18 protein-coding genes are annotated in these 26960 nt (G+C 44.7%); 12 read left to right on the forward strand and 6 right to left on the reverse strand.

The features are described from left to right. The first annotated feature begins 42 nt into the window (after positions 1-42). Positions 43-1467 (forward strand): 16S rRNA (cytosine(1407)-C(5))-methyltransferase RsmF, encoded by a 1425-nt coding sequence (gene rsmF, locus IX95_RS21565; protein WP_038163933.1) that lies wholly within the window; start codon positions 43-45, stop codon positions 1465-1467. A 170-nt stretch (positions 1468-1637) separates the two neighbouring features. On the opposite strand, the gene IX95_RS21570 is transcribed toward rsmF, so the two are convergent. Then, a complete protein-coding gene (locus IX95_RS21570; RefSeq protein WP_038163936.1) occupies positions 1638-2474 on the reverse strand; it encodes a CvfB family protein in 837 nt (278 codons plus the stop codon). 89 nt (positions 2475-2563) lie between these two features. Here IX95_RS21570 and IX95_RS21575 point away from each other — a divergent pair, with 89 nt between their 5' ends. Then, positions 2564-3949 carry a hypothetical protein gene (locus IX95_RS21575; RefSeq protein ID WP_006962129.1) on the forward strand — a complete coding sequence of 462 codons (1386 nt, stop codon included), beginning with the start codon at positions 2564-2566 and terminating at the stop codon, positions 3947-3949. Here the strand turns inward: IX95_RS21575 and IX95_RS21580 are convergent. Further along, positions 3918-4397 (reverse strand): DUF4442 domain-containing protein, encoded by a 480-nt coding sequence (locus tag IX95_RS21580; protein WP_019276483.1) that lies wholly within the window; start codon positions 4395-4397, stop codon positions 3918-3920. The two genes, IX95_RS21575 and IX95_RS21580, sit on opposite strands and share 32 nt — an antisense overlap. A 116-nt stretch (positions 4398-4513) precedes the next feature. Continuing rightward, positions 4514-5401: a putative PEP-binding protein gene (locus IX95_RS21585; RefSeq protein WP_038163938.1), complete on the reverse strand. Its 888-nt coding sequence runs from the start codon at positions 5399-5401 to the stop codon at positions 4514-4516. A 210-nt stretch (positions 5402-5611) separates the two neighbouring features. Here IX95_RS21585 and IX95_RS21590 point away from each other — a divergent pair, with 210 nt between their 5' ends. Further along, complete coding sequence (locus IX95_RS21590; protein WP_038163940.1) at positions 5612-6664, forward strand: 3-deoxy-7-phosphoheptulonate synthase; 1053 nt, start codon at positions 5612-5614, stop codon at positions 6662-6664. An 18-nt stretch (positions 6665-6682) separates the two neighbouring features. Next, positions 6683-7168 carry a YajQ family cyclic di-GMP-binding protein gene (locus IX95_RS21595; protein ID WP_019276936.1) on the forward strand — a complete coding sequence of 162 codons (486 nt, stop codon included), beginning with the start codon at positions 6683-6685 and terminating at the stop codon, positions 7166-7168. 73 nt (positions 7169-7241) lie between these two features. On the opposite strand, the gene IX95_RS21600 is transcribed toward IX95_RS21595, so the two are convergent. After that, complete coding sequence (locus IX95_RS21600) at positions 7242-8177, reverse strand: precorrin-2 dehydrogenase/sirohydrochlorin ferrochelatase family protein (RefSeq protein ID WP_038163943.1); 936 nt, start codon at positions 8175-8177, stop codon at positions 7242-7244. Between the two features lie 462 nt (positions 8178-8639). On the opposite strand from IX95_RS21600, the gene IX95_RS21605 reads away from it, so the two are divergent. The 6 genes from IX95_RS21605 (at position 8640) to IX95_RS21630 (ending at position 14137) form a co-directional block, all read left to right on the forward strand. Next, a complete protein-coding gene (locus IX95_RS21605) occupies positions 8640-9668 on the forward strand; it encodes an amino acid ABC transporter substrate-binding protein (protein WP_006962123.1) in 1029 nt (342 codons plus the stop codon). Positions 9669-9740: 72 nt separating this feature from the next. Continuing rightward, positions 9741-10946, forward strand: a complete 1206-nt coding sequence (locus IX95_RS21610) for an amino acid ABC transporter permease (protein ID WP_038163946.1) — start codon at positions 9741-9743, stop codon at positions 10944-10946. Between the two features lies 1 nt (position 10947). Then, positions 10948-12045, forward strand: coding sequence for an amino acid ABC transporter permease (locus tag IX95_RS21615; protein WP_019276939.1), 1098 nt, complete (start codon positions 10948-10950; stop codon positions 12043-12045). Positions 12046-12067: 22 nt separating this feature from the next. Then, complete coding sequence (locus tag IX95_RS21620) at positions 12068-12817, forward strand: amino acid ABC transporter ATP-binding protein (protein ID WP_006962120.1); 750 nt, start codon at positions 12068-12070, stop codon at positions 12815-12817. A gap of 196 nt (positions 12818-13013) precedes the next feature. Then, positions 13014-13676 (forward strand): Bax inhibitor-1/YccA family protein, encoded by a 663-nt coding sequence (locus IX95_RS21625; protein ID WP_019274588.1) that lies wholly within the window; start codon positions 13014-13016, stop codon positions 13674-13676. 131 nt (positions 13677-13807) lie between these two features. After that, complete coding sequence (locus tag IX95_RS21630; RefSeq protein WP_006962117.1) at positions 13808-14137, forward strand: TusE/DsrC/DsvC family sulfur relay protein; 330 nt, start codon at positions 13808-13810, stop codon at positions 14135-14137. A 3-nt stretch (positions 14138-14140) separates the two neighbouring features. Here IX95_RS21630 and yccX read toward each other — a convergent pair whose 3' ends face one another. Next, positions 14141-14413 (reverse strand): acylphosphatase, encoded by a 273-nt coding sequence (yccX, locus tag IX95_RS21635; RefSeq protein ID WP_006962116.1) that lies wholly within the window; start codon positions 14411-14413, stop codon positions 14141-14143. Between the two features lie 93 nt (positions 14414-14506). Here yccX and IX95_RS21640 point away from each other — a divergent pair, with 93 nt between their 5' ends. Beyond that, positions 14507-15910, forward strand: coding sequence for a methyl-accepting chemotaxis protein (locus IX95_RS21640; RefSeq protein ID WP_038163949.1), 1404 nt, complete (start codon positions 14507-14509; stop codon positions 15908-15910). A gap of 97 nt (positions 15911-16007) precedes the next feature. After that, positions 16008-17201, forward strand: a complete 1194-nt coding sequence (locus IX95_RS21645; protein ID WP_029235991.1) for a class I SAM-dependent methyltransferase — start codon at positions 16008-16010, stop codon at positions 17199-17201. A gap of 42 nt (positions 17202-17243) precedes the next feature. On the opposite strand, the gene IX95_RS21650 is transcribed toward IX95_RS21645, so the two are convergent. Then, positions 17244-26918: a Calx-beta domain-containing protein gene (locus IX95_RS21650; protein WP_235202657.1), complete on the reverse strand. Its 9675-nt coding sequence runs from the start codon at positions 26916-26918 to the stop codon at positions 17244-17246. Positions 26919-26960: the final 42 nt, after the last annotated feature.

Genomic DNA, 26960 nt, shown 5'->3' on the forward strand with positions numbered 1-26960 from the left:
ATCCGCTATAATTCCGGCCCCTATAAAAACTGAGATAGAACTTTGCATCAGAACGTCTACTTACCCGAAGAATTTTTGAAAGAAATGGAAGCCATTCTTCCTGACGGCCTCAATATGGAAGACTTTGTCGCCGCGTGTCAACGTCCGCTCCGTAAAAGTATTCGCGTAAACACGTTGAAGATTTCTATCTCAGAGTTTACCCAGCGAGCCCAAGAAAAAGGCTGGCAACTGTCACCTGTACCATGGTGTGAAGAAGGGTTTTGGATCGATGCCGACGAATCAGAAACCCCACTTGGCAACACGGCAGAACACATGTCCGGCTTGTTCTATATTCAAGAAGCCAGCTCAATGATGCCTGTGTCGGCCTTGTTTCAGGATCAGAATGACGACTTCCTCAGTGTGCTCGACATGGCCGCTGCACCGGGTTCAAAAACCACTCAAATTGCGGCAAAAATGGATAACTTAGGTGTGCTGGTCGCTAATGAATTCTCATCAAGCAGAGTCAAGGTCTTGCACGCCAATATTGAACGCTGTGGTGTGCGCAACGCCGCGCTGAGTAATTATGACGGCCGAGTCTTTGGTGGCTGGCTGCCAGAACAGTTTGAGGCAGTCTTGATTGATGCTCCTTGCTCAGGTGAAGGCACAGTGCGTAAAGACGCAGATGCGATGAAGAACTGGAGCAAAGATTCCGTTCTATCCATCGCTGACACCCAGAAAGACCTAATAGAGAGTGCGTTTTACGCACTAAAGCCTGGCGGTGTTATGGTTTACTCAACGTGCACATTAAGCATCGAAGAAAACCAACAAGTCTGTTTACACTTGAAAGAACAATTTGGCGATCTCGTAGAATTTGAGCCTCTGGATTCTCTCTTCCCTGAATCAGAGAAAGCGTTAACCGAGGAAGGCTTCCTGCACATTTTCCCTCAAATGTATGATTGTGAAGGCTTCTTTGTCGCCAGAATGAAAAAGCTTGGCTCTACTGAAGCACCACAAGTGAAAAAGCGCCTAGGCAAGTTCCCATTCGAAAAAGCATCGAACAAAGTTCATCAAGAAATCAGTAAACAGCTGCGTGACAGTTTAGATATCGAGCTTCCCAAAGATTCAGGAGTTTGGATGCGCGACAACGATGTCTGGCTCTTCCCTAACGCACTAGGACCTATGCTTGGCGAATTTCGCTTCTCAAGAATGGGGATTAAAATCGCGGAGGCTCATAAGAAAGGCTACAGATGGCAGCATCAGGTCGCGACAGCGTTAGCCACTGGTCACGAGTCGAACTGCGTCACACTTTCTACTGATGATGCCCGTGAATGGTTTATGGGTAGAGACGTTCGACCAGAGAACCAATCAGGCAAAGGTGAAGTGATTGTAAAGCTTGGTAACGATGTGATTGGACTAGGGAAATGGGTTGGGAACCGAGTGAAGAATGGTCTACCTAGAGAGCTAGTACGAGATAAAAATCTATTCTAAACCGCAAAATATTAGTAGGAAATGCCAGAGTTACCTAGCGAAAGTGCGATGATGTACTACACTTTATCTAATGATAAATCATCGAATATCAATCAGTTAGCGCAGGCTCTGTAAGAGCCCTTCCCCTAGGCCCAAAGCTATATCCGCTTCGGGCCTTTTTTTGACTTCAATTACGAAGCGATGCGAATGCCATCTTTTTCTATCGTAATTTTTCCTTGCTTATACAAACCGCCGATTGTTTTCTTGAATGTACCTTTACTGGTACGAAACGCAGCGAAAATACTTTCCGGAGATGATTTGTCATTCAAAGGAAGAAAACCGCCTTTCTTTTCAAGAAGATCCATTACTTTCTGACTCAAGTCATCCATTTTGGCAACGCCGATTTTCTGTAAAGAAAGGTCCACTTTGCCATCTTCGCGAATGCCCTTGATGTACCCTTTGAGTCGTTTACCGACGAACAATTTACCAAAAACATCGGATTTGAAGATCATTCCCCAATGTTGACCTTCCACAATCGCTTTGTAACCTAAGTCACTGCGTTCAGCGATAATGAGTTCGACTTGTTGATTGCGTTGGTAGATAGCAGGCATTTTGTCCAACAGCTTATTAAATTTAGTGGTACCGACAATTCGGCCCGACGCCTTGTCTGTATAAACGTATACCAGCACATTCTGGCCTGCTTTAAAGCGCGTGCGTTGCTCACTGAATGGGATAAGCAAATCTTTACCTTTGATTCCCCAGTCAGCAAAAGCGCCAGTACTGTTTACGCCTTCGATTGTCATCAACCCCCACTCACCAACTTGAGCGATTGGAGTTTCAGTGGTTGCAACCAGCTGATTGTCAGAATCGAAGTACAAAAATGCATCAACAAACTGGCCTACTTCTGTTCCTTCTGGGACAAAGCGATTAGGTAATAAGCTTGTTCCGAAATCACCTGCATCGAGAAATACGCCAAAATCTGCTTTTTTTACTACTTCTAAGTGGTTTATCTGACCAACTTTAATCATTTCAACTGTCTCTTGCTAAATTTGCGGTGATTATACCGAAACTCTGTTATGCTTTCGCCAGATAATTAGAATTTTTTCAGGAGTATTCATTGCTCACCGTTGATAAGCAGGACGGCATCACTCTTAAGATTTCCCACGCTATGGCTTCGTCTAAAAAGTCAGATCTCGACCTCTATTTTTTTATCCCTGGCGAACTCGGCCTAACACCAGATGTACTCAAAGAGAGCGAGATTTACTACGAGTCGATCATTCAGAAAAGAGCCTACTTCAGTGACAAAACCCTGCTTCCACTCGTACACAGTCGATTGGCGAAACGGGGCCGCCTTTCATCAACGCAGTATCGTGTAAGTTTGAGTTTGTTCGCCTATCAGTACGTAATTGCTTTAGACAAAGCAGTGAATGAACTGAACAAACACAATTCTGATGTCATCACGACTGAAGAAGTGGATGAAGTGATTGAGCTTGCCTTAGATATCCTGAAAAAGCTAAGACGTAGTATTCCTTACGAAGAGAGCCTGAAGCGTTACTATGCCAACATCGACAATTACCTGTCTTGGTACACTGGCCAACGTTTTATGTCTCTCATCGCCCATATGCCACGTGATAGTGACTACAAGACAATCAAAGATCGGCTGTTAGCTATCGTCGAAAAAGAAGCGGCACACCGTAAGCTCAATAACTACAATTCGAAAAGTGTACGTGACGACGTAACGCGACTGAGTAACAAAATGAGATTGCTACGCCGTTTGATTGAGCATCCAGTTGTATTAAACGCAAAAACTCAGTCGCTCGGCAAAAATATGAAGCGTGTCGTCAAAGGCTCAGCTACTGGTTTTGTTATGGTTTTCGTTACCATTACCGCTATTCTAGCGCGAGATTATTGGGGTGAAATCACGGTCTCTTTCATCATCCTTATGTCGTTTGTCTACGCTTTGCGTGAGATTTTTAAAGATGATCTTCGCGATGTGATGTGGCGGTGGATACGCAAAGGGCGACCTAAGTGGCGCAAATATTACCTCGACCCGACCACAAACAAAGCAGTTGGCCAGAAGCTTGAGTGGCTGGACTACAAGAACTTGCTCAAATTGCCTGATCGTATTCAGCTAATACGTAAAAAGCGCGTTGTACAGCGTGAAGAACAGATCCTTCATTACCGCTCAGAAACAGAGATGTCGACCTCTAAGTTTATGAGTGGTTATGAAGAAACTCGCGAATCCATGATGTTGAGTATGCGACCATTTATGCGCTTGATGGATAAGGGTTCAAACAAGGTTTACACGCTCAATAATAGCCAAGTCAGTAAGGAATCTGTCGAGAAACGTCACTTGATAAATCTCATTGCCAGGGAAGACAATCACAATGACGAACCCAACTATTATCGTTGGAAAATCGTGCTCAACAGAAACAAAATTGTTGCCATTGAGCAAATGGAAGTGGATGACATTAGCCACCCATTCTCTTCAATGACAGAGTAAGTTGGAACTCAGCCATCGGCTCGTCACCATGTAAACTTGGACAGATGGCGGTAATCTTCACTGGCTGATTAATTCGCTCTCCGGATTCCAGTGTTTCATCCAACATTTTGTCAATGAGTGCCCCATCGTTACACACAAAATGGACATCCCCTTCAGGCCTTTTAAGAAATTGCCCATCAACGGCTTTAAAGGCCAGAGACACTTTATGACCTCTGTCTTGAGCTTTACTCATCGCCATAAAGCCACCTGCCACATCGGCACCAATCGCCAGCACACCAAAGTACATACTATTGAGATGGTTCTTCGTCTTTCTTTTTAGAGGTATTTTGATTTCGACTGAATCAGAATCTAGTTTGAGTATTTTAGGCCGGCACAACCAAATCAATGGTACTTTGAAAAATCCGAAAAGTTTGAGGTACAAATTGGCTTTAGCAAGTGGGGAGAGCATTTCACTGGTCCGACATGTTGTTATATGTTTCTTTAGTTCATAACGAACAAAGGTTGATGTCAACATTTTGTTAACATCAACCTTTTGAAGTTATAGCAAAGTCACCTATTCTTAGGTTACACCGTCACAACAACTTGAATATAAGTATGCTCAAGAACATATTCTTGTATATTGTTGTAATTAGCGAGTCCACTACTCACGATCAATGCCGGCTTATTACTGTGATTTGCCGCTTTTACAGCCATATCAATAAGGTCGATTACAGCTTCGCTCTGAGGATCGAAAAGATGTTCCAATTCCTCGCTAAGCCTGTCGACACCAAGTGTAAACTGAGTGAGATTCTCTAGGTTGATAACTAAGCCATCGAAGTAATGCAATAAGCGCTCTGAGAGCAGCGCAGCGGAAGGTACGTCAACGGTATACAAAACCTTCAACCCGTTTAAACCTCTTGGTAGCCCCTGCTCTGCCAGTAAATCAATAATCTTTGCTGCATCAGACAACGCTCTGACAAAAGGCACAACAATTTCAACTTGAACACCTTGCTGCTGCAATGCCTTGATTACCTGACATTCTAGCGCAAATGCCGAACTAAACTTCGCTTGAGCGTATCGAGATACACCACGCAAACCTAATGCCGGGTTGATTTCTTTTGCTTCTGCTTTCCCACCGAGAAGTGAGCTCAACTCATAACTATCAGCATTACCTAAAGCGACACGCACAGATTGATGGTTGGGCTTCACCGACTGCATAATTCGCTCAGTTAACGTGGCAACGAAATGTTCTTCCATCGACACTTCGCCAAGTATCGCGTCAATTGAGCTGAGTTCAACGTCATTCAGAGTGGACTCGACATTTTTATAGCATGGGTGGTAGAAAATATTTTCTGAGACTAAATCGGAAAGAGAAACAAAGAGGTGCGTGCTTTCTGATGACGATTCCTCACCCGGTATCACATCACCTAAACTAAGTTCTGAATGCAATTCACCTGAAGTATTAATGCTCATTACTGCTCCGTGCATTTTATTGTTTGATTCTTTCCTGAACATACCGACAGAACCAAAGTAAAACAAGCCCGAAGAGCATCTTTAGTAACTATAAGTGAATAATATTTCACTCACTATAGGTAGACACACTAAGAATGCAGATAAGAGGTTTATTCCTACTGACGTTTCCGTTATCTTTACCGCTTCGCAATAAAAAGAACAGGCTATTGTATGCCACTCAAAACCGATGAATTAAGAACCCAGCCACTGGGTCCGATGCCGACTCCGGCTGAGCTTGGAAGCGCCCACCCAATTACGGACGATGTAGCGGAACGCATCGCTGAATCTCGCCGTCAAATTGAAAAAATTCTTATAGGGGAAGATGATCGCTTATTGGTGATTGTCGGCCCATGTTCTGTACACGATACCGACGCTGCTCTTGACTACGCTAAATGCCTGTCTGACATCCAAGAGCAATACAAAGACGAATTGTTTGTCGTCATGCGAACGTATTTTGAAAAACCTCGTACTGTAGTTGGCTGGAAAGGCCTGATCACAGACCCAAATCTTGATGGTTCTTATGCACTCGAGACAGGCCTTAACAAAGCACGTAAGCTGCTTCTAGATATAAACAAGCTAGGTCTTGCGACAGCTACTGAGTTCCTCGACATGATTACTGGTCAGTACATTGCAGACCTAATCACTTGGGGTGCGATTGGCGCACGTACCACTGAGTCTCAGATTCACCGTGAAATGGCGTCAGCGCTTTCCTGCCCTGTCGGTTTTAAGAACGGTACAAACGGCAACATTAAAATTGCGATTGATGCGATTCGCGCTTCTAAAGCCTCTCATTACTTCTATTCACCGGACAAAAATGGTCGCATGACTGTTTATCGCACAAGCGGTAACCCGTATGGCCACGTTATCCTTCGTGGTGGTGACAAAGGGCCAAACTTTGATGCTGAATCCGTTGAAGCTGCATGCAAACAGTTGGCTGAATTCGATTTACCTCAGCGCCTTGTGGTTGATTTCAGTCATGCGAACTGTCAAAAACAGCACCGTAAACAGCTAGACGTTGCGAAAAACATTTGCGAACAAATCACATCAGGCAAGAATCAGATTGCGGGAATCATGGCTGAGAGCTTTATCCTAGAAGGCAATCAACCAATGAAAGACATTAATAACCTGACTTATGGACAGTCAATTACTGACCCATGCCTGAGCTGGGAAGACACTGCTGAAATGCTAGACCTGTTAGCAAATGCAGTAAAAACACGCGGTTAAACAAGAGGAAATTGAGCAATGCCATCTTTTGATATTGTATCTGAAATCGATACTGTTGAGCTTCGTAATGCAGTGGATAACGCGTCTCGCGAACTGTCGACTCGTTTTGATTTTCGTGGCGTCGAAGCGTCATTTGAAATGCAGAAAGATGAGTCAGTAAGGCTAAATGCAGAGGGCGATTTCCAGTTAAAGCAAATGCGTGACATCCTGCGTTCACATCTAACTAAACGCGGTGTTGATGTAAATGCAATGGAAGCAAAAGGCGAAGAAGCATCAGGAAAAAAATGGCACCAGTTTGTCGTGTTCAAACAAGGTATTGATACACCGACGGCGAAAAAAGTCGTTAAAGCGATTAAGGATGCCAAGCTTAAAGTTCAAGCCTCTATACAAGGCGAAAAAGTCCGTGTTACGGGTAAAAAGCGCGATGATCTTCAAGCAACCATTGCGATGATTCGTGAAGCGGATCTAGGACAACCATTTCAGTATGAGAACTTCCGCGATTAAGTTCATTGGAAGGCCATAAATACCAATAAACCCGCGTCATGCGGGTTTATTTTTGCGTTCTATATTGGTGAGATTAAATACGACCGAGCCTTATGTGCAGATCGCCATTTTTCAACAAATTAAATTGCGATGATTCTGGAGCAACAAAGACCACCACTCTCAACTCGCTCTCTTTAGCTTCCAACAGTTTTTTCGATAAATCTACATCGTCAGTATATTCTAACCGCTCCGCATCTCGCCGGATTAAGTCCACATAGTCAAACGGGCAATCCTTACTGTAGAAAACCACTTCGGCTTTTTGCATTAACCTCAGCGCCTTCATCGGCAATAGCTCAACATCGCTACCAAAGTCGATCCAAGTCGTGCTTCCTTGATCCTCAGTGCCCGCGTTTAAGGTGTTTCGATAAACCTCTTCTAGTTCATTACGCTCTGATGCCAAATCTATTCTTGGGTCATCAAAGAAGGATTCCCAAAATTTGCGTCTTAAATCCACAGAGGGTAAATGCTGTTTGATATCATTTCTTTTTGAAGCGCCAAAGTCAGCAAGTAATGACAAATTTTGAGGCAAGGTTGCTTCAAGTTTCTCGCGAATGTTGCGAACTAATACAGGTGATGCCCCCCCACTTGAAATCGCTATCTGAATACGACCTCGATTGATCATTGAAGGAGTAATAAAGTCACAATAAGGTTGGTCATCAACAACGTTAACAAGCAAACCAAGTGCTTTAGCGTCATGGTAAACACGATGGTTTAGTTCTGGGTTATCGGTGGTAGCCCACACTTGAACATATTTTCGGTTAAGCAAGTCGTCAGTATAAAAATTCTGAACCCAGAAACAATCACCTGATTCCACTAAGTTTTGTAGATACGTATCGATTTTGGGTGACACGATCGTTACATTCGCACCAGCCCTAACCAGGCTATCCACTTTACGACAAGCGACCTCTCCCCCTCCAACAACCAAAACGGGTTTATCGGAAAGATTCATAAACAGAGGAAAATACTGCATTTCATTCCTTGAACAATTCAACAACCTATAACAGCAGATACTACCAAAAATGGGGCGTATGTATAAACCCAACAATGACAAACGTATAATTTACCACCAAATTTAATGCTATTTACAGAATTATATTTTATTCCTTATCAATTGTCCGAAATGTAAATATTGTGTAAATACTAACTTATAGTGAGTCTCGGCTTTTGCACCATTAGTGTGAAGTCTTGCACTATTTACATTCGATTAACATTTCGTCATTCTAATTACAGATCGGGTTTGTGAGTTCAATCAAAAATCTTTTTAAATTAAACATTTGAGAATTCACCAATCCTTTCCTACGCTTATAAATGGTTGATTTATATACAACTCAAAAGTTGAAGGATCAGCCAATAACTATTGAAACACAACACTTTTTAATTCGTTGTATCAGGTGTTACCTGGTTTAACATGGATCATACAGGAAGGATACAAATGGCGAACAAACTAACACTTCTTGCTTCAGTAGTAGCTGCTTCGACTGCTCTTATGTCTACGAGCGCTTCTGCAGCAGATAGCACTCTGGATAAAGTGACTAAGCAGGGTTTCCTAACTTGTGGTGTAAGTACTGGTCTACCAGGATTCTCTAACCCTAACTCAAAGGGTGAATGGGAAGGCATCGACGTGGAATACTGTCAAGCTCTTGCATCTGCTGTACTTGGTGACAAATCAAAAGTTAAGTATGTGCCTTTAACCGCTAAAGAACGTTTCACCGCTCTACAATCGGGTGAAATTGACGTTTTATCTCGTAACACAACATGGACACTTCACCGCGATACTGCTCTGGGTCTGAACTTTGTAGGTGTTAACTATTACGACGGTCAAGGCTTTATGGTTAAGAAGGATCTTGGCCTTAAGAGCGCAAAAGAACTCGATGGTGCTTCGGTTTGTGTTCAGTCTGGTACAACGACAGAGCTAAACCTAGCTGACTACTTCCGTAATAACGGTATGTCATACAAGCCTGTAGTATTCGATACAGCAGCTCAAACTTCAAAAGGTTTCGATGCAGGTCGTTGTGACGTGCTAACTACTGACCAATCTGGTCTATATGCACTTCGCTTAAACCTTCAAGATCCAAGTTCAGCTGAGGTACTACCAGAAATCATTTCTAAAGAGCCTCTCGGCCCTGTAGTACGTCAAGGCGACGATCAATGGTTCAACATCGCTAAGTGGACTCTTTCAGCAATGGTGAACGCGGAAGAGTACGGCATTTCCTCTAAAAATGCGGATGAGATGCTAAAATCTAAAGATCCAAACGTGAAACGTATTTTGGGTGTGGATGGTCCTAAAGGTAAAGGCCTAGGTATTCGAGACGACTGGGGTTACCAAGTTATTAAGCAAGTGGGTAACTACGGCGAAAGCTTCGAGCGTACTGTAGGTAAGGGTTCTCCACTGCAAATCTCACGTGGTGTAAATGCACTATGGAATGCGGGCGGCTTTATGTACGCTCCACCAATCCGTTAAGCAAAACATAACAACAAAATGGGCGGTGTGAGCCGCCCTTTTTACAAAAAATGGATTTGAGGTTATAGCTGTATGAAACCTACTAATACTGTTGCGTCGAAGACGGATAACGGACCGACTTCTAACGCTAGCCTTTTATACAATCCCACCTTTCGATCGGTCGTATTTCAAATTATTGCGATACTGGCTCTGGTCTTTTTCTTCTACACGATTGTCAATAATGCACTGACTAACTTGGAAGCACGTGGTATTGCCACGGGTTTTGGGTTTCTGACGCAAGAAGCGGGCTTTGGGATTGGCCTAACGCTGATTGAATACGATGAAACTTATTCCTATGGCCGCACATTTATTATCGGCCTCCTCAACACTGCCTTAGTTTCTGTTCTCGGAATTATCCTTGCCACAGTTATAGGCTTTGTTATGGGTATTGCTCGTCTGTCATCAAACTGGCTAGTAAGTCGCCTTGCTGCTGTTTATATTGAGACGTTTCGAAATATCCCTCTTCTTCTACAGATCTTCTTCTGGTATTTCGCTGTCCTACAGGCTCTACCTTCTGCGAGACAGAGCCTCAGTCTAGGCGAAGCCATTTTCTTAAACGTGCGTGGGCTGTATTTCCCATCACCAATTTTTGAAGCTGGCTCATCAATTGTCATTGCTTCATTCGTGATTGGTATCATTGCCACCGTCTTTATCAGTATTTGGGCACGTAACAAGCAACGTCTTACAGGTCAGCAGACACCAATGGGACGAATTGCGTTGGGTTTGATTGTTGTCTTCCCAACAGTGGTCTACTTCCTAATGGGTTCACCTATCTCGGCGGAATATCCTGAACTTAAAGGCTTCAACTTTAAAGGTGGGGTTAGCATCATCCCAGAGCTGGCAGCGCTACTTCTGGCTTTGAGTATCTATACCGCATCATTCATTGCTGAGATTGTACGTTCAGGTATCAATGCCGTTAGCCATGGGCAAACAGAAGCAGCAATGTCACTTGGCCTACCCCGCTCAAGAACATTGAAGCTCGTTATTGTTCCACAAGCACTGCGAATCATCATTCCACCTCTGACAAGCCAATATTTAAACCTGACCAAGAACTCATCTCTTGCGATGGCAATTGGTTACCCAGACTTGGTTTCTGTGTTTGCAGGTACAACGCTCAACCAGACAGGTCAGGCAATTGAAATCATTGCGATGACAATGGCCGTTTACCTATCATTGAGTTTGATTACCTCAGCTCTGATGAATATCTATAACCGTAAAGTTGCTTTGGTGGAGAGATAGCATGAAAGTACATCAATTTCAGCCAGACCTGCCACCACCAGCTAATACGGTCGGTGTGGTCGGGTGGCTACGCAAAAACCTATTCAATGGCCCGGTAAACTCTATCCTTACGGTTGTCTTAGCGTATTTAGCGATATCACTTCTGTGGACAGTGTTTGATTGGTCAATCCTTAAAGCAGATTGGGTCGGAACCACACGCGATGCATGTACACGGGATGGAGCATGTTGGGTGTTCATCAGTGTTCGCTGGGAACAGTTCATGTACGGCTTCTACCCTCAGGAAGAGCTGTGGCGCCCTCGCTTATTTTACTTCACGCTAGCTATTTTCACTGTGTTGCTTGCGTATGAGAAAACACCGAAACGTCTTTGGATTTGGCTGTTTTTCGTCAACATTTACCCATTCATTATCGCTGCACTGTTGTACGGTGGCGTATTTGGGCTAGAAGTTGTAGAAACACACAAATGGGGCGGATTGCTGGTTACGCTAATCATCGCGTTGGTCGGTATTGTTGTGTCTCTGCCTATTGGTGTAGCACTGGCGCTGGGTCGACGTTCTGAAATGCCAATCATTCGAAGTATCTGTACTGTCTACATCGAGATTTGGCGTGGCGTACCGCTCATCACAGTTCTGTTCATGGCGTCAGTAATGCTGCCATTGTTCCTTGCAGAAGGGTCTGAAACCGATAAACTTATCCGCGCTCTCATTGGTGTGGTTATGTTTAGTGCTGCGTATATGGCGGAAGTCGTTCGTGGCGGCCTACAGGCAATACCTAAAGGACAATATGAAGCAGCCGATGCGCTCGGGCTAAGCTACTGGAAGAAAATGGGGCTGATTGTTCTTCCTCAAGCTCTGAAAATTACGATTCCATCAATCGTTAACACCTTTATCGGTTTGTTTAAAGACACAAGTCTAGTACTTATCATTGGTATGTTTGATGTACTAGGTATAGGTCAAGCTGCTAACACTGACCCTGAGTGGTTAGGGTTTGCAACAGAAAGTTATGTATTTGTCGCGTTAGTGTTCTGGGTATTTTGTTTTGGCATGTCGAGATATTCGATTTGGCTAGAAAACAAACTTCATACCGGTCACAAACGATAATCAGAAAGCTCAAGGACGTATTATGACGCAACAACAAGATTACATGATCCAGATTAAGGATATGAACAAGTGGTACGGAGAGTTTCACGTACTAAAAAACATCAATCTTGATGTTAAAAAAGGCGAAAAAATCGTTATTTGTGGCCCGTCGGGCTCAGGTAAGTCGACTATGATTCGCTGCATCAACCGCTTGGAAGAGCACCAAAAAGGTCAAATCATTGTATCAGGCAATGAGCTTACTGAAGATTTGAAGAATATAGAGGCAGTACGCCGAGAAGTCGGCATGTGTTTCCAACACTTTAACCTCTTCCCTCACCTGACCGTTCTGGAAAACTGCACATTGGCGCTAATTTGGGTGAAGAAGATGCCTAAGGAAGAAGCCAAAGCGATTGCAATGAAGTACCTAGAGCGGGTTAAGATCCCAGATCAAGCAGAGAAATACCCAGGTCAACTATCTGGTGGTCAGCAGCAACGTGTAGCTATCGCTCGTTCACTATGCATGAGCCCACAAGTGATGCTGTTTGACGAACCAACGTCTGCACTTGACCCAGAAATGGTACGTGAAGTTCTGGATGTTATGGTAGAACTCGCTGAAGAAGGGATGACCATGCTCTGTGTGACCCACGAAATGGGTTTTGCGAAAGAAGTAGCTGACCGAGTTATCTTTATGGATGCTGGAGAGATAATTGAAGAGAACAACCCTGTCGATTTCTTCGAAAATCCTCAGTCAGATAGAACACAAAACTTCCTTGCTCAAATCTTAAGTCACTAAGAAAAAAGAGCAAATTTTTAAAGAGGCGATTTAGATCGCCTCTTTTTATTTGTTATATTGTGTTACATCTTTCAAAATACATAACTTTGTATTTCTATTATCATTTACTCTACTGCATGCATTGATAGGGCTTGATTTTTTCATTGTTCGCCCTCATAAATGTAGTTATAAACATAAAACCTTTACGAGGAAGATTATGAACAGTCCTATGTTTACCCGCACTTCGAATCAAGAAAGTGCTCTACAAACCAATAAGGTATTGCGTAACACCTACGCTCTACTTTCTATGACGCTCTTATGGTCAGCGGTTGTTGCTGGTGTATCTATGGCGATGAATCTACCTCGCCCAGGTATCATCATTATGCTTGTTGGCTTTTATGGCCTACTTTACTTGACTGAAAAGAACCGTAACAACAGCATGGGTATCGTGTTTACATTTGTGTTTACCGGTTTCCTTGGTTACACCATTGGTCCTCTTCTGAATGCTTATATTGGCGCAGGTATGGGCGATGTGGTTCTAACAGCTCTTGGCGGTACAGCGCTTTCATTCATGGCCGCTTCTGCATATGCTCTGACAACGAAGCGTGATCTGTCTATGATGGGCGGTTTAATGCTTTCTCTATTTGTCGTACTAGTTGTAGGTATGATTGCAAGCTTCTTCATTCAGTCAACAATCCTACACTTGGCTCTTAGCAGCTTGTTCATTGTCTTCTCTACAATGGCAATTCTGATGACAACTCAGGGTATCATCCGTGGTGGTGAGACTAACTACATCTCTGCAACGGTTACTCTGTACGTATCTATCTACAACATCTTCATCAGCCTACTTAGCATTCTAGGCATCATGAATGACGATTAATTCGTAGACACAAGTTGATTAAATTAAGCCCGGAAGGTGAAACTTCCGGGCTTTTTCTTTTCCTACATATTGTTGTCCCAACCTAAGCTGCGCTACCCTATTCTATATCTGAGTTTTTGAGACCTATAACAATGTTTGAATACAACGGCAAATCAATCGAAACTGATGCACAGGGTTACCTACTCGATCATACTCAGTGGGAAGAAGGCATGATTCAAATCCTTGCAGAACAAGAAGGTATCGAACTGACTGAAGCTCATTTGGAAGTTGTCCACTTTGTTCGAGAGTTTTATGAAGAGTTCAACACATCCCCAGCTGTGAGAATGCTAGTGAAAGCCATGGAAAAAGCGCATGGCCCTGAGAAAGGCAATAGTAAATACCTTTTTAAGCTGTTTAAGCAAGGCCCTGCGAAACAGGCAACCAAGCTCGCAGGTTTACCAAAACCCGCGAAATGCTTGTAAATATCAAAGAATTTTGAATCCGCTAAACGGTTTATAAGACATTGGCTCTGAGACTACTGAATCAACATGTGACGTCTTAGGGCCATCTTCCAACCACTTTGCCATGTCGGCTATTTGTTCTTCATTACCACACACCACCACTTCAACATCTCCATTGTTCAAGTTCTTCGCATAGCCTGTTAAGCCCAGTTTCATGCCATAGTGGGAGGTGTGATAACGAAAGCCAACGCCTTGAACAATGCCAGACACTGTGAACTTCTCGCACTTTTGATTCATAACTAGTCCCTCAATACAAGGTCCGTGATATATTCGATTGGTATGTTTTACGACCCATATGGAACTACGGGTTTTTCATCGGAAATAGCAATTATGAAAGAAATACCATTTCGCTGGATTGATAAATATCTCATTCATCTAAAGATACAGGAAAAGTTTTACCTCCTGTTTTTCCTCCCTATCATCGCACTTTTAGTCCTAACTTTCGTTCTCGATAGTGCTGCTGATCAAATGCTTAACCACCTCTATCAAGATGAACTAGTTTTGATGAAAGGTCTAATTGAATCAGCTAATCTCACTCAAAGTCAGGTCGCGTCTCTACTCGCAAATTCAGAAACCATTTCGATTGGTGCTGGCGAAGGGGCTATAAGTGTCAATAACGGCGCATTCAGTCTAGTCGCAGACCCAAGTCAAAACTTATGGTCCGCCCTTTCCTCAACGCACATTGTCATCATTCTAGTGACATTGTCTCTTATCGCCTCTTGTGTGTATTACATTATGACCTTTATCGGTGGCGCAATGTTCACCATGAATAAAGCTCTGAACACCCTAGCAGATGGTGACCTAACCAGTCGTATGAACTTCTTCAAAGTCCGTGATGAGTTTAGCGAAATTGCCATCACCATAGATAAAGTCGCGGAGCGAGAGCAGTCATTAGTCTTGTCGATTCAGGAATCAGTCGCACTCATGCAACAAATCAGTTCTGATCTGAATCAGTCTAACCAACACAGCGCTGAAATTTCCGGAACTCAGCAAGAACACTTGAACTCACTAGCGAGTGCAACGGAAGAGATGGCATCAACGATTCGCGAAGTGGCGAACCTTGCGCACGACTCCAGCACCCAAACTGAAAACGCACGCTCTGTCGCCCAGCAAGGACAACAGAAAGTCGGCCATACTCTAACCTCCATTTCACAGTTATCTAACGAAGTCCAATCTGCTTCTCAAGCCGTTGCAGAGCTTGATGCTAATGCTGCTCAAATTGATGAGGTAGTCACCGCGATTAACGGGATCTCTGAGCAAACTAACTTGCTTGCTCTTAACGCAGCTATCGAAGCTGCACGTGCCGGTGAACAAGGCCGAGGTTTTGCCGTGGTGGCAGATGAGGTTCGAGCATTAGCGGCAAGGACTCAGCAGTCAACTGTTGAAATTCAGTCAATGATTGAAGCCTTGCAGCGCAACAGCCAGTCGCTGACTAAACTGATGGAAACAACAGTGGTCAACTCTGGCGAAGGCCAAACACTGATGTCAGAGGTGGATACTGAAATTGCTTCCTTAGCAGACAAAAACCAATCCATATCTGATGCAAGTGTGCAAATAGCCACTGCGGCAGAGGAACAAGGTGTTGTTGCGGATAGCATCGCGGCGAGTGTGGAAGAAATTCGCAATCAATCCAACCAAGTCTGCGAAATGATCAACGCAACCAATGGAAATATCGAGCAACTTAGAGGGCAAAGTGATTCCATGGAAAACCTACTCACAGGCCTTAAAGCGTAATGTACAGAGCCGCCAGTTGGCGGCTCTTTTATTTGCTTTTCACTCCCACTTCCCTGAAAATAGCCAACCTTTCAAAACCAATCAATTGAGTAAACACATGACTCCAGCTATTTATCTTGAAAAAGGCCGTGATAAATCCTTAAGACGTCGACATCCTTGGATTTTCTCTCGCGGTATTCGCAAAATGGAGGGTGAACCTTCATTAGGTGAAACAGTGGACATTTTTACTCATGACGGTAAATGGTTGGCAAAAGGCGCTTACTCTCCACACTCTCAAATTCGTGCCCGTGTTTGGAGCTTTGAGAAAACTGAGATAAATGAAGATTTCTTTGTTAAACGTATCCAAGACGCACTACTGCTTCGTCAAGATGTGATTGAGCGTGACGGTCTCACAGGTTATCGATTGATCGCAGCAGAATCAGACGGTCTGCCTGGTATTACTATCGATAAATATCAAGACTACCTTGTCTGTCAGCTCTTAAGTGCTGGCGCAGAGTTCCAGAAACAATCGCTGATAAATGCTCTCCTAAGAGTATTCCCGCAATGCAACATTTATGAACGTTCAGACGTAGCGGTACGTAAGAAGGAAGGCTTAGAAGAACGTACTGGTGTTTTACATGGTGACGAGCCACCAAAATCTGTTGTCATTGAAGAGAATGGAGTCAAAATCAGCGTCGACATCGTTGGCGGACATAAAACAGGTTTCTACTTAGATCAACGTGACAGTCGCCAACAAGCCATGAAATACGTTAAAGGCAAAGAGGTACTTAACTGCTTCTCCTACACCGGTGGGTTCGGCTTGTATGCGCTTAAAGGTGATGCAAAACGTGTCATCAATGCTGATGTCTCTCAGCCAGCACTGGATACTGCAAAGCTCAATGCTGAGCTTAACGAGTTCGATATCTCTAAAAAACGCGCTGTGTTCCTCAATGCTGACGTGTTTAAGTTGCTACGTGAATATCGCGATCAGGGCACCAAGTTTGATGTTGTCATCATGGATCCGCCAAAGTTTGCAGAAAGCAAAGCTCAGCTCAATGGTGCATGTCGCGGCTACAAAGACATCAACATGCTGGCAATGCAGATTCTAAAGCCTGGTGGAACGCTGCTGACGTATTCATGCTCAGGCCTTATGGACCAAGTTCTATTCCAGAAAATCATCGCGGATGCTGCTGTCGATGCGGGTAGACAAGTCAAGTTCGTCGAGCGATTTGAACAAGCTGCAGATCATCCTACTGATACCGCTTACCCAGAAGGTTTTTACCTTAAAGGGTTTGCTTGTAAAGTTATCTAAGCAGACAAATTCATTAATAGAAAAGGGCCTTACGGCCCTTTTTTAATCGTGTGATTTGATAATTTCATTCAGTAAATTGGTCAAGTCGTTGCCCGTGATACTGCCATGACTGGTATCAATGCCGTTGAGTTGATCGACGACGTTATCCAGCTTAATCGACTGAGTGGTTTGTCCGTTGTCTCTCTGAATGGTGAGTTCAATGCCGTTACTATCAACAACATTGGCAGAGACATCAGAGAGCAACTCTTCCATGGTTTCATCTTGTCCCAACAGGTCAGAAATATCGATCTTATCTTCTGATACATGGAAATCCGTAATTACGTCGGTACCACCATCTAGGTCACCATAATGCCAGACGAATTCATCTTCTCCATCGCCGCCAGATAGAATATCACTACCTAAGCCACCGATGAGCGTATCATCACCCGCTCCACCCAACAGGATGTCATTGCCTGCACCGCCGTCCAGAGTATCATCCCCTCCTTGACCGAACAGAATGTCATCTCCTGCTCCACCAGAAAGAGTGTCGTCCTGATCACCGTCACGGGAAACATCAAAATCACTGTGGCTCTGACGAACATAACTGTGAACATCTTCTGCTGATACATCAGCTAATGGACTGCTGGTCTCTGATGCAACGTATTTCTGTAATGCTGCAATACCTTGGCCGTCGATGTTATCGAAATCAATGAGATCGCCAAATAGAATATCATTGCCCTGCCCACCTTCGATATTGTCTTCACTTTGCTCTAAGGTCACTTCCTGACCAAGGATTGTTTCAGCTAGCTTATCTACGTTGATGTTAGGGACAACGACACCATCAGAATCATATTGCGATAAGGTAGCTTCATTAATTCCATTACCAATACCCACTGCTTCCACTGCTGAGATTAGTGCCAATACCTGATACATATGACGAGCTTGCACAGATGCATTGCTACCATCGGTGTATCGCAATCCACCTGAATAGCTTAAGTTACCAAGCGTTGCTCCTGTCAGTGGAGATTTAACAGCACCAGAACTGGAGACAATTTCTTCGCCTTTGTAAGAGACTGCAGTTCCCACAGAATAATTGTCAGGCAGAATGTCCTCTAAGGTCACAACATCTTTCGTTGACGTATCATAGTCCAACACAAGCTGGTCAAAATCGGCGGACGTCACATTAAGGTGGTTGCTGGCGTTAGGATAACCGTCGGTAATAAAGTAAGTAATGTTTTCGGCTTGGTCGTTAGTATTGCTATCAAACCATTCAACAGCGGCGTCGAAGCTGGTTTCGTAGTTTGTAAGACCACTACCATTGTCCTCGATACTACTTAGCTGAGAAACAAAATCAGCGCGTGCGGTTGGAGAGCTCAAATCCACCGATATCGTTACACCTGAGTTAGTAGCAAACTCAGTCAAAAGGATATTGACTGTCCCGGCATTATCACCTGAGTTAGCAGTACTAAGTAACTGATCGAAAACCTCAATAATTTCTGTTTTCGCCGTACCAACTCTTCCACCCATACTACCTGAAGTATCGAGAACAAATGCGATGTTATAGTCCTGACCCGCAATAATCTGGATACCCTGTACATCACCGACAATGAGCTCATGATCCCCGTTGCCAACAATAGTGTCATCACCATGGGAGCCTGATTCAAGCACATAGCTACGGAAAGAAAGTGTCTCTTCCGCTGTACTATGCGCTGTATCTTGGTTGACGGTTTCGACGGAAGACCCTTGAACCTGAATCGGGAACTCTAAGCTACCACTGTAATCGTGAGGTACTTTGATATCGAAGGACGCGTCGCCATCACCATCTAGTGTGATTAGATAAGAGCCATTAGGTTGTGAGACAATTAAGCTATCGTTCACATACACTTCGACTCCGGCAGGAATACCTGTGACCACAATTTGCGATCCTAAAGACTCACTACTATCAATATCAGTGAGTTCAACAGAAACACTGACTGGGATTGTTTTATCTTGAGATGTCTCATAGCGGCCGTCATCTGTTTGCTCCGTCGCAACGTTCACCACTTCCATTTCACCTATAGTCATAGAGATCTGAGGTGCATCGGCTACTGGCACGACCTGAATGGATAGCGTATCTGAGGCACCCGTATTCGTCGTGTAAGTGATAACGGGAAGCTGACCAGACCAGTTTGCGTTTGGCGTAAATTCATAAGCACCATTGGCCTGCATGACAAACGTGCCTTCAAACAAAGTCACGCTACCGCCTGCTGGGTAAGAGACATTGTTGATAGAGAAGTGTTCAACAGAAAGGATGTTATCTTCGTCGCTGTCTCTACCGTCTATATCTGTCAGCACATTACCAATCGCACTGTGGTCTTCATAGACGACATTAGCATCTGATTGCGTCACTGTAGGTTTGTTTTCATGAACGACAACATCTATCGTTGCTTGAGAATCCGCCTCGCTGGTTGAGTTCACCTCTGAAGCTGTGGCCACAACTGTAATTGTAAAATCGTCGTGAGAGCCTGCGGGTGGTAAAACGGATAACGAAGATAGATCCCAAGTCGTTACATCCACCTCACCGGAAGCGCCTACAACCACATTATGCGATCCACCATCACTCAGTGTCGCACCTTGTGGTAAACCACTCAATGTGACCTGCAGCGTTTCAGAGCCATCGTTATCGTTAAGAGCACTCGTAATCTGAGAAAGTGGGATTTCAGTATCTTGAAGCCCTTCGTTGTAACCGTAGACTTCATATACTTCCACACCATTTACCGACTTAAGCTCTGAAGCCCTGACATCAGATTGATCCAGCTGTGTTTCGTCGGTCACTACGGATAGAGCAGAGCTGGTAAGATCAACTGCTGTTGCGCCATTTATAGAAACATCGACATTAAAGTTACCTGGACCACTTTGGTTGTGGTGGTAAATCGCAAGTGGGTAATAACCCGACACCTGAGGCGTAAAGGCACTACCCTGAATTTGCCCACTTGAGCTCCCCCAGTAGGCTTGGTCGGACATAACGCCACCAATGGTGATCGCTAGGCTGTCATCACCACGCCCTACAAAGTCATAACTCGTTCCAGCCTCAAGGTACACCAAACCAGTCACGAGCACGGCATTGTCTGCTGCCGTTGCCCATCTTCCAGTATCTTGTGCATTGGTTGTGGTGCTTGAAGAGGCAAGCTGAGGATCAAGAGCATCAATAGCTGAAATCAACGTGCTGCCATTTACACCCTGACCATTATCGTTTCCTACTATCACTCCCGTCCATGTCGCCACATTAAAGTGCTGTTCTGGAAGCACAGTGTCAGGAGTAGTGATGCTAAGAACTGGAGTGTCTGCCACGGGGGTAACATCAAGAGTGAGCGTCATTGCATCAGACTTGGCATCACCTTTTTCAACCACAAAGTTAATGTGAGCATAATCCTGATTCAGGTTACCTTCTCCGGCGCCAGTATGCTGGTTGTATCCTGACTCATTATTTTCAGGCGTAAAGCGGAGATTGCCCTGAGACACATTACTCACGGAGATCAAATCACCTTCTGAAACTGGTGCCCAGACTCCCGGCGAAGTTTGCACCTCTAAAACACCTGAACTCGGTAATTCAGAAATTGATATTTGTGCATCTAGATCAGTAATGCCGAAGTCAGAGACGCCTAAGATGTAGTTTTCGTCTTCATCAAGTGTCACTTCCTTGCTCTCAGCATCAAGCACAGGCAATACCGTTAGATTAATTACCTTACTGACTGACTCAGCTGTCGCAGGTGCATTATCTTGTGCGGTTACAACAAATTCGAGCGGGTAGCTGCCCTCCTCAGGAACATTCACTTCAAGTCCCGTCAGGTCATTGCTCCATGCAGACAAATCTACGCTATTCTTCCCATCTGGCGTTGCTACAACAGTGATCGAGTGACCATTGCCATCTCGAATAACAGACCCTTCTGGTAATCCATTAAGTACCAAAGACAAGGTTTCTGAGCCGTCAGTATCACTTAAGCCAACAACAATATCGCTAAGCGGGATGAAGCTGTCTTCGTAACCAATGTTGTCTGCTTTCTCTAACGTTATGTCATCGAGCAGCGCACCGTAGCTGTTTGATGATGTTTCTGATTCAAATACAACTTTGTACTCGCCATCCGATGGTGCTTGGAAATTAATACTTTCGGTTTGCCAATTGAGGCTTTGCTGATCGATGTACTCAAACAGAACTTTACGATCACCATTTTCATCTTCAAGGAATACCGTCAATGGAGAATCATTTAGCCTGCGCGCGACGACATCAAATGAAAGGGTGTAGAACTGGTCTGCTTGCGCAATAAACTGAGTGAATAGTTGGTCATCGCCATGGCGACCTTCCAGTTCATATATCTGGTTATCTCGGCCTGAGACTCCACCTCGATAGACGGTTTCTTTACCAACTTCATTGTAACTATTACGGTTATCCGTTCCCCAGATACCTTCAGCACCATCAGATTGTGTAAGCTCACTCGCACTCACATTACCGCGCCATGAGCGGTTACCCATGTCGATAGAATCGAAATCATGGAACGAAACGACTTCAGGCTCTGCAATAGTAATCAAAGGCACGTCAGTAACAGCATCAACCTGAACATCGATGCTATGTTGCTCTATAAGCTCGTTCGAAGAAGTGTAACCTTCAACATTAACCGTAAAATTCTCGTCACTGTTGTTTGGCGGAGTTATGGTCAACTGCGCTAGCTGTTGTGGAGTCAGCGTTGCTTCTCCATTGCTGATCGCAATGATATTTTCGCCAGACTTAAGAATCGAACCGTCTGGTAAATCGGTCAATACAATTTCAGTCACGGAGCTGTTCGCAGGGACAGAGATGTTCAGCGCAATTTGGCTATCTTCATCACCGCTAGCATCCTGTTGTACGGTCAGGTCAGCCACTTCAACAACGCTTACCGTTGTCGTTGCCGTTTCTGATTGTTGACCCGAAGCATCCGTCACATGGATGTCGATCTCACGACCCGTTTCATCAGGGTTTTCACTGGTATTTTCGAATCGAATCCCTTTGAGGAAAGTTTCAAACTCTGAAGAAGATACGCCACCAACTGTATCGGCTGTAATCAACAACGTAACACTGTTAGATGTCACAGTCTGGCTTACTGTGAACCCAGGCGTAGAAGGCCAAGTAAGTTGATCGCCTGCATACTTGTTCGTCAACGTGACTTGCATTGATTGAATAGCGTCTTTGTCGTCAAAAATGTCGATACTTGCATTCGCAATCGAGATTGCATCATCACCTTCAGTGAAAGAAGTAGCAGAATCAACATTGGTGTCTTGTTTCGAAATTTTGATGACTAAGTCGTTGTAGTCATTGTCATCATTGACGTGATTTTTCTGGTCGTCAAAGCTTAAAACCGTATTGCCATCGCTATTTTCAGATATTCTCAGGTGAGAGTTTTCGTCATGGCTCAGGAACACATTAATATTGGATTGCTCTGCTCCATTAACAAGCAACTTGCCACTTGAATCCACTTCAAACGTTGAGCCTGATGGTGCATTTTCAATTGCATTGGCACCATTTGGAATGAGGAAGTACTCGACGTTGTCCATGCTATCTAGATTCGCAAGGACAGGATCAAACCCATTTTGACGAGAGTCGTACGAGTCTGACATCAAGATTTGAAGCTGCTGTGTATCTGACGATTCATCATAAACGTAGTAGCCGAATACATTATGATAACCCGCACTTTCGCTGACAAATTCAATCTGATATTCACTGCCATCTAAATCGATGGTTGGTTTTTCATTATCTTGGATCGTAGCTGTACCGCTAACCTGATTCGATTGATACTCTGTCTTGGCCGCTAACGTGAATGTCTCGTTGTTGTCGGATACCTGATCATCGTTCGTTTGTACAGAAACAGTAAAATCACTTTCACCGGCTGGTAAATCAAACTCAAAAGCACCATTTTGTAGGGTGACTTGCTCTGATTGCTCAGGGTCCCCATATTTCACCGTCACAACACTACCATTAAAGTCTTCTGGTGACGTGGCATTAATTTCATTGAGCTCTAAAACCACTTGGGTATCCGAAGTGCTCTTTGCAGACAACGCGACATCGAAGCTAACAACACCGCCTTCTTCAACATTTTGGTCACTGACAGAGGTAACAACCGGACGATCATCATCGGCGATTTCAGGGCCCTCGCCGTCAGGGTCAACGCTTCCATCATCGACAATAGTCGCCACGCTAGAGTCAGAACCCTGAGCACCAGCAACACCGCTAACGGCAAGCTCGAATCGCTCAGCTCCCTCGTAAACAGGCTGAGAATCATCATCGCTTGTCTGAACAGAAACGCGAGCCTGAGTCACCCCTGCTGGGAGTATGACATCACCATTTGGAGCAATCGCCAGCGTTTGCCAGCTGTTGCCATCGTGATACTCCACTACCATGCTTGAAATATCAGACGCGTCTGTCTCTAAGTGAGCCAAAGCTAGGTTGATAGTCACCGCTTCAGCCGTGTTTTTGCTCAATGAAACGGTGAACTCTGCAGCTGAGCCTTCACTGACACTCACATTTTCAGAAACCGACACCAATGGTATATCTACATTCTCAATCGTGCCCGTGGCCTGCTGTTCACCTAAAATCAGTGTGTAATCTTCGGAACTTTCATAAACACCATCTATCACGGTCGGGATGAGAACGGAGAAAGTGCTAACACCGACAGGAACAACCACTTGCTGTGTCGTGGAGTCATAAGTCACCCCGTTGGTGAATATCACTTGAGACAAGTCCACATCCGAATTGTCTGCGCTATCGCTATCTAACTTACCAAAAGTGACACTGTATTGTGTTTCTTGCAGTACACCTTCTTCCAGTGTCACTTTGTAAACAAGGCTATCCCCTTCATCCACTGAATTCTCAAGCATTGAGATAGATTCTACGGCGACCTCTTGAGGCAATGGATTCACTACAATTGAAACCGTCGCCTCAGCAAAGCCCCCTTTATCATCGGTAATAACGTAATCAAACGTAGTATTACCAACGAACGCATCATCTAGATCTATATAAACTACGCCATTCTCAATCCTAGCGCTGGCGTTATTGACTTCAGAGACATGGGTAATTCGAATATTGTCGCCATTCGGGTCAAAATCGTTACCCAATAGTTCAGTCAAAGGAATTTCAAGAACTTCTCCTTGATTGGCTGCGTATGCTCCGTCACCAGACGCTTTAAAGCCTGTTAGGAAATAGTCTGAAGAGTCACTGCCACGGGCAGGAATGTTGCTAAAATCTGTCGCTTCAAAAACAACGCTATCAAATGCTACGCCGCCGAGGTCTTGCTCGTCAAAATGATAAGAACCGTGGTTGCTACCATCATTGGCGACGAAAGTGCCACTCGCGACTGGGTTATCACCGAGATAGGCCACCCATTTACCTTGCTCATGGTTGCCACTTCCACCTTCATTTTTGAATAGATTTGATACTTCAAAGCTAAACTCTGTCGCAGGCTTATCTAGGTCTACTCTGAACTGCTCAGATTCACCATCTTCTCGGTTGTATTGAATTTGAGCACCTGGCCCTCCATTCTCGTCACCCGCAATCCCACGTTTGACACCGCTTTGAGTAATAGACTGATCTTGACCTTGATAGCTACCGCTAATACTCACGCCATCATGTGTCCAAGAATTAGAGTTAAAGGTACCAAGTGCGACCTCAAACGCAACAGGGTCATCTGTTGCAACCGGCGCTTGGTTTCCTTCGACTAGAGTCACCGTGTGCTCGTCGCTGTAATTTCCATCACTATCTACTGCTCGGTAATCGAAAGTGTCATTTGATGATGTTTCTAGATAACGCAGCTCCCAGTTACCCGGGCCTTCGGTGGTAACTATCAGCTCTTCAATTTTTCGACCTTCTGGAGCATCGATAGTCACAACATGGAACAAATCTGTATTGCCTGAGGTCTCTTTTGAGACTGGTACTTCGATGATTGAGCCATCATCAAGTTTTGCTTGCACTATCGCTGTTGTTTCAAACTCGTGGCCATCCTCAAACCAGCCACCGAGTCCATCTAACCCTACTTCTACAGACGTTGACGGGCGATGGGTAAAATCAATCGTAATTGTCTCACCTTGCTGAAGACCGCCATCATTTCCTACTGCAAGTCCATATCCAATATGCCCCGCATTTGGCTGACCAAAGTATTGTGTTAATGCCTGACCTGAAGAAGTAATTGTGATTGAATCGCCGTTGTCAAAAGTCAGAACCCTCTGACCAGCATTACCTTGAACAGATTCACCCCAATTTAAGAAATTAGATTGGCTAGCGCCGCCACCCATACCATCGGGCGCTTCTTTTACTCCCAGAACGAAGCCTGTCGATTCAGCATCATTTTCATAACGAATCAGGTTTGGGTCACTGAATATTGTTCCTTGCTGCAGCACTTCGCCTTCTGAATTAAAGCTCGTAAGATCATCAGCGTCGATCAACTGATCGCCGTAATACAGTTGACCCGACTCAGGAAGCTCTGTGATAACAACGCCAACAGGTGTGTTTGTTGCGTCATCTTCGTTATCAGAAATATGATCTTGTTCAGCATCCTCGCTATTAAACAAGATGCTTGCATTTCCATTTGCGTCGAGTGTTGCATCAAAATTTTCTGCTTCAGGTGGATTATCTTCGAAATCTAAAATCGTAGCACTTGCGGTGGTGTCTGTTGACGCGCTAACTGTTCCGTTCCCAGCACTGACGGACAGGCTAAAGCTCTCATCCCCTTCATAAGTATCATCTTGTTGAGTGATAACTTTGACGTTTACGGCGCTCGAACCTGGAGGAACAGAAATCTCTCCCGACGTAGGCACATCCAACCAAGTACCATTCGCAGTTTGATATTGGTACGAAGCCAGATCTTCTGTTGAAGTATCTCCCGCATTTAACGTGAGAACGAAAGAAACCGTCGATGTCGCAGTGTTTGACAAATGAACCGTGAAGTTAGCGGCATTACCTTCATTAACATCCCCACCTCCTGAGATGGAAACTTGAGGGCGGTCATCGTCACCGCCTTGACCACCATCCTGAATGGTCGCGTCACCGCTCACCGTACCTGTTTGACTGCTGCTAGCACCACTTAAAGTGAAGGTTTCATCCCCTTCATACACTGGCGCATTGTTGTCATCCGTGGTCTCAACCGACACAGTGTAAGAACTGTTGCCCGCAGGCACCTCAAAACTGAATTCACCATTGACCGCGTTGACCACCGTGCTTGTACCATCGGCAAAGTTGACCGTAATTTGGTTAGCGGTGTAGTCGTCACTTTCCGCTGTACCATTGGCCAGCGTCATGGTGACTGGCGTGCCCAGTTCACTTGGGTTACTGAGCGTGACATCAAAGACGACAGTACCGCCTTCGTCGACAGTTGGGCTGGAGATGCTGGTAATTTCGGGGCGGTCATCGTCATTGCCCTCACCACCATCTTGAATGGTCGCTTCACCACTCACTGTACCTGTTTGACTGCCGCTAGCGCCGCTTAAGGTGAACGTTTCATCGCCTTCATATACAGGCGCGTTATTGTCATCGGTGGTCTCAACCGACACAGTGTAAGAACTGTTGCCCGCTGGAACATTAAAACTGAATTCACCATTAACCGCGTTAACCACCGTGCTGGTGCCATCGGCAAAATTGACGGTGATTTGGTTGCTGGTGTAGTCGCCACTTTCCGCCGTACCATTCGCCAGTGCCATAGTGACAGGCGTTGCCAACTCACTTGAATTACTCAGCGTCACATCAAAGACGGCCGTACCGCCTTCATCGACGGTTGGGCTAGA

The sequence above is a fragment of the Vibrio sp. B183 genome (genome assembly GCF_000740665.1).
Taxonomy (GTDB): domain Bacteria; phylum Pseudomonadota; class Gammaproteobacteria; order Enterobacterales; family Vibrionaceae; genus Vibrio; species Vibrio coralliilyticus.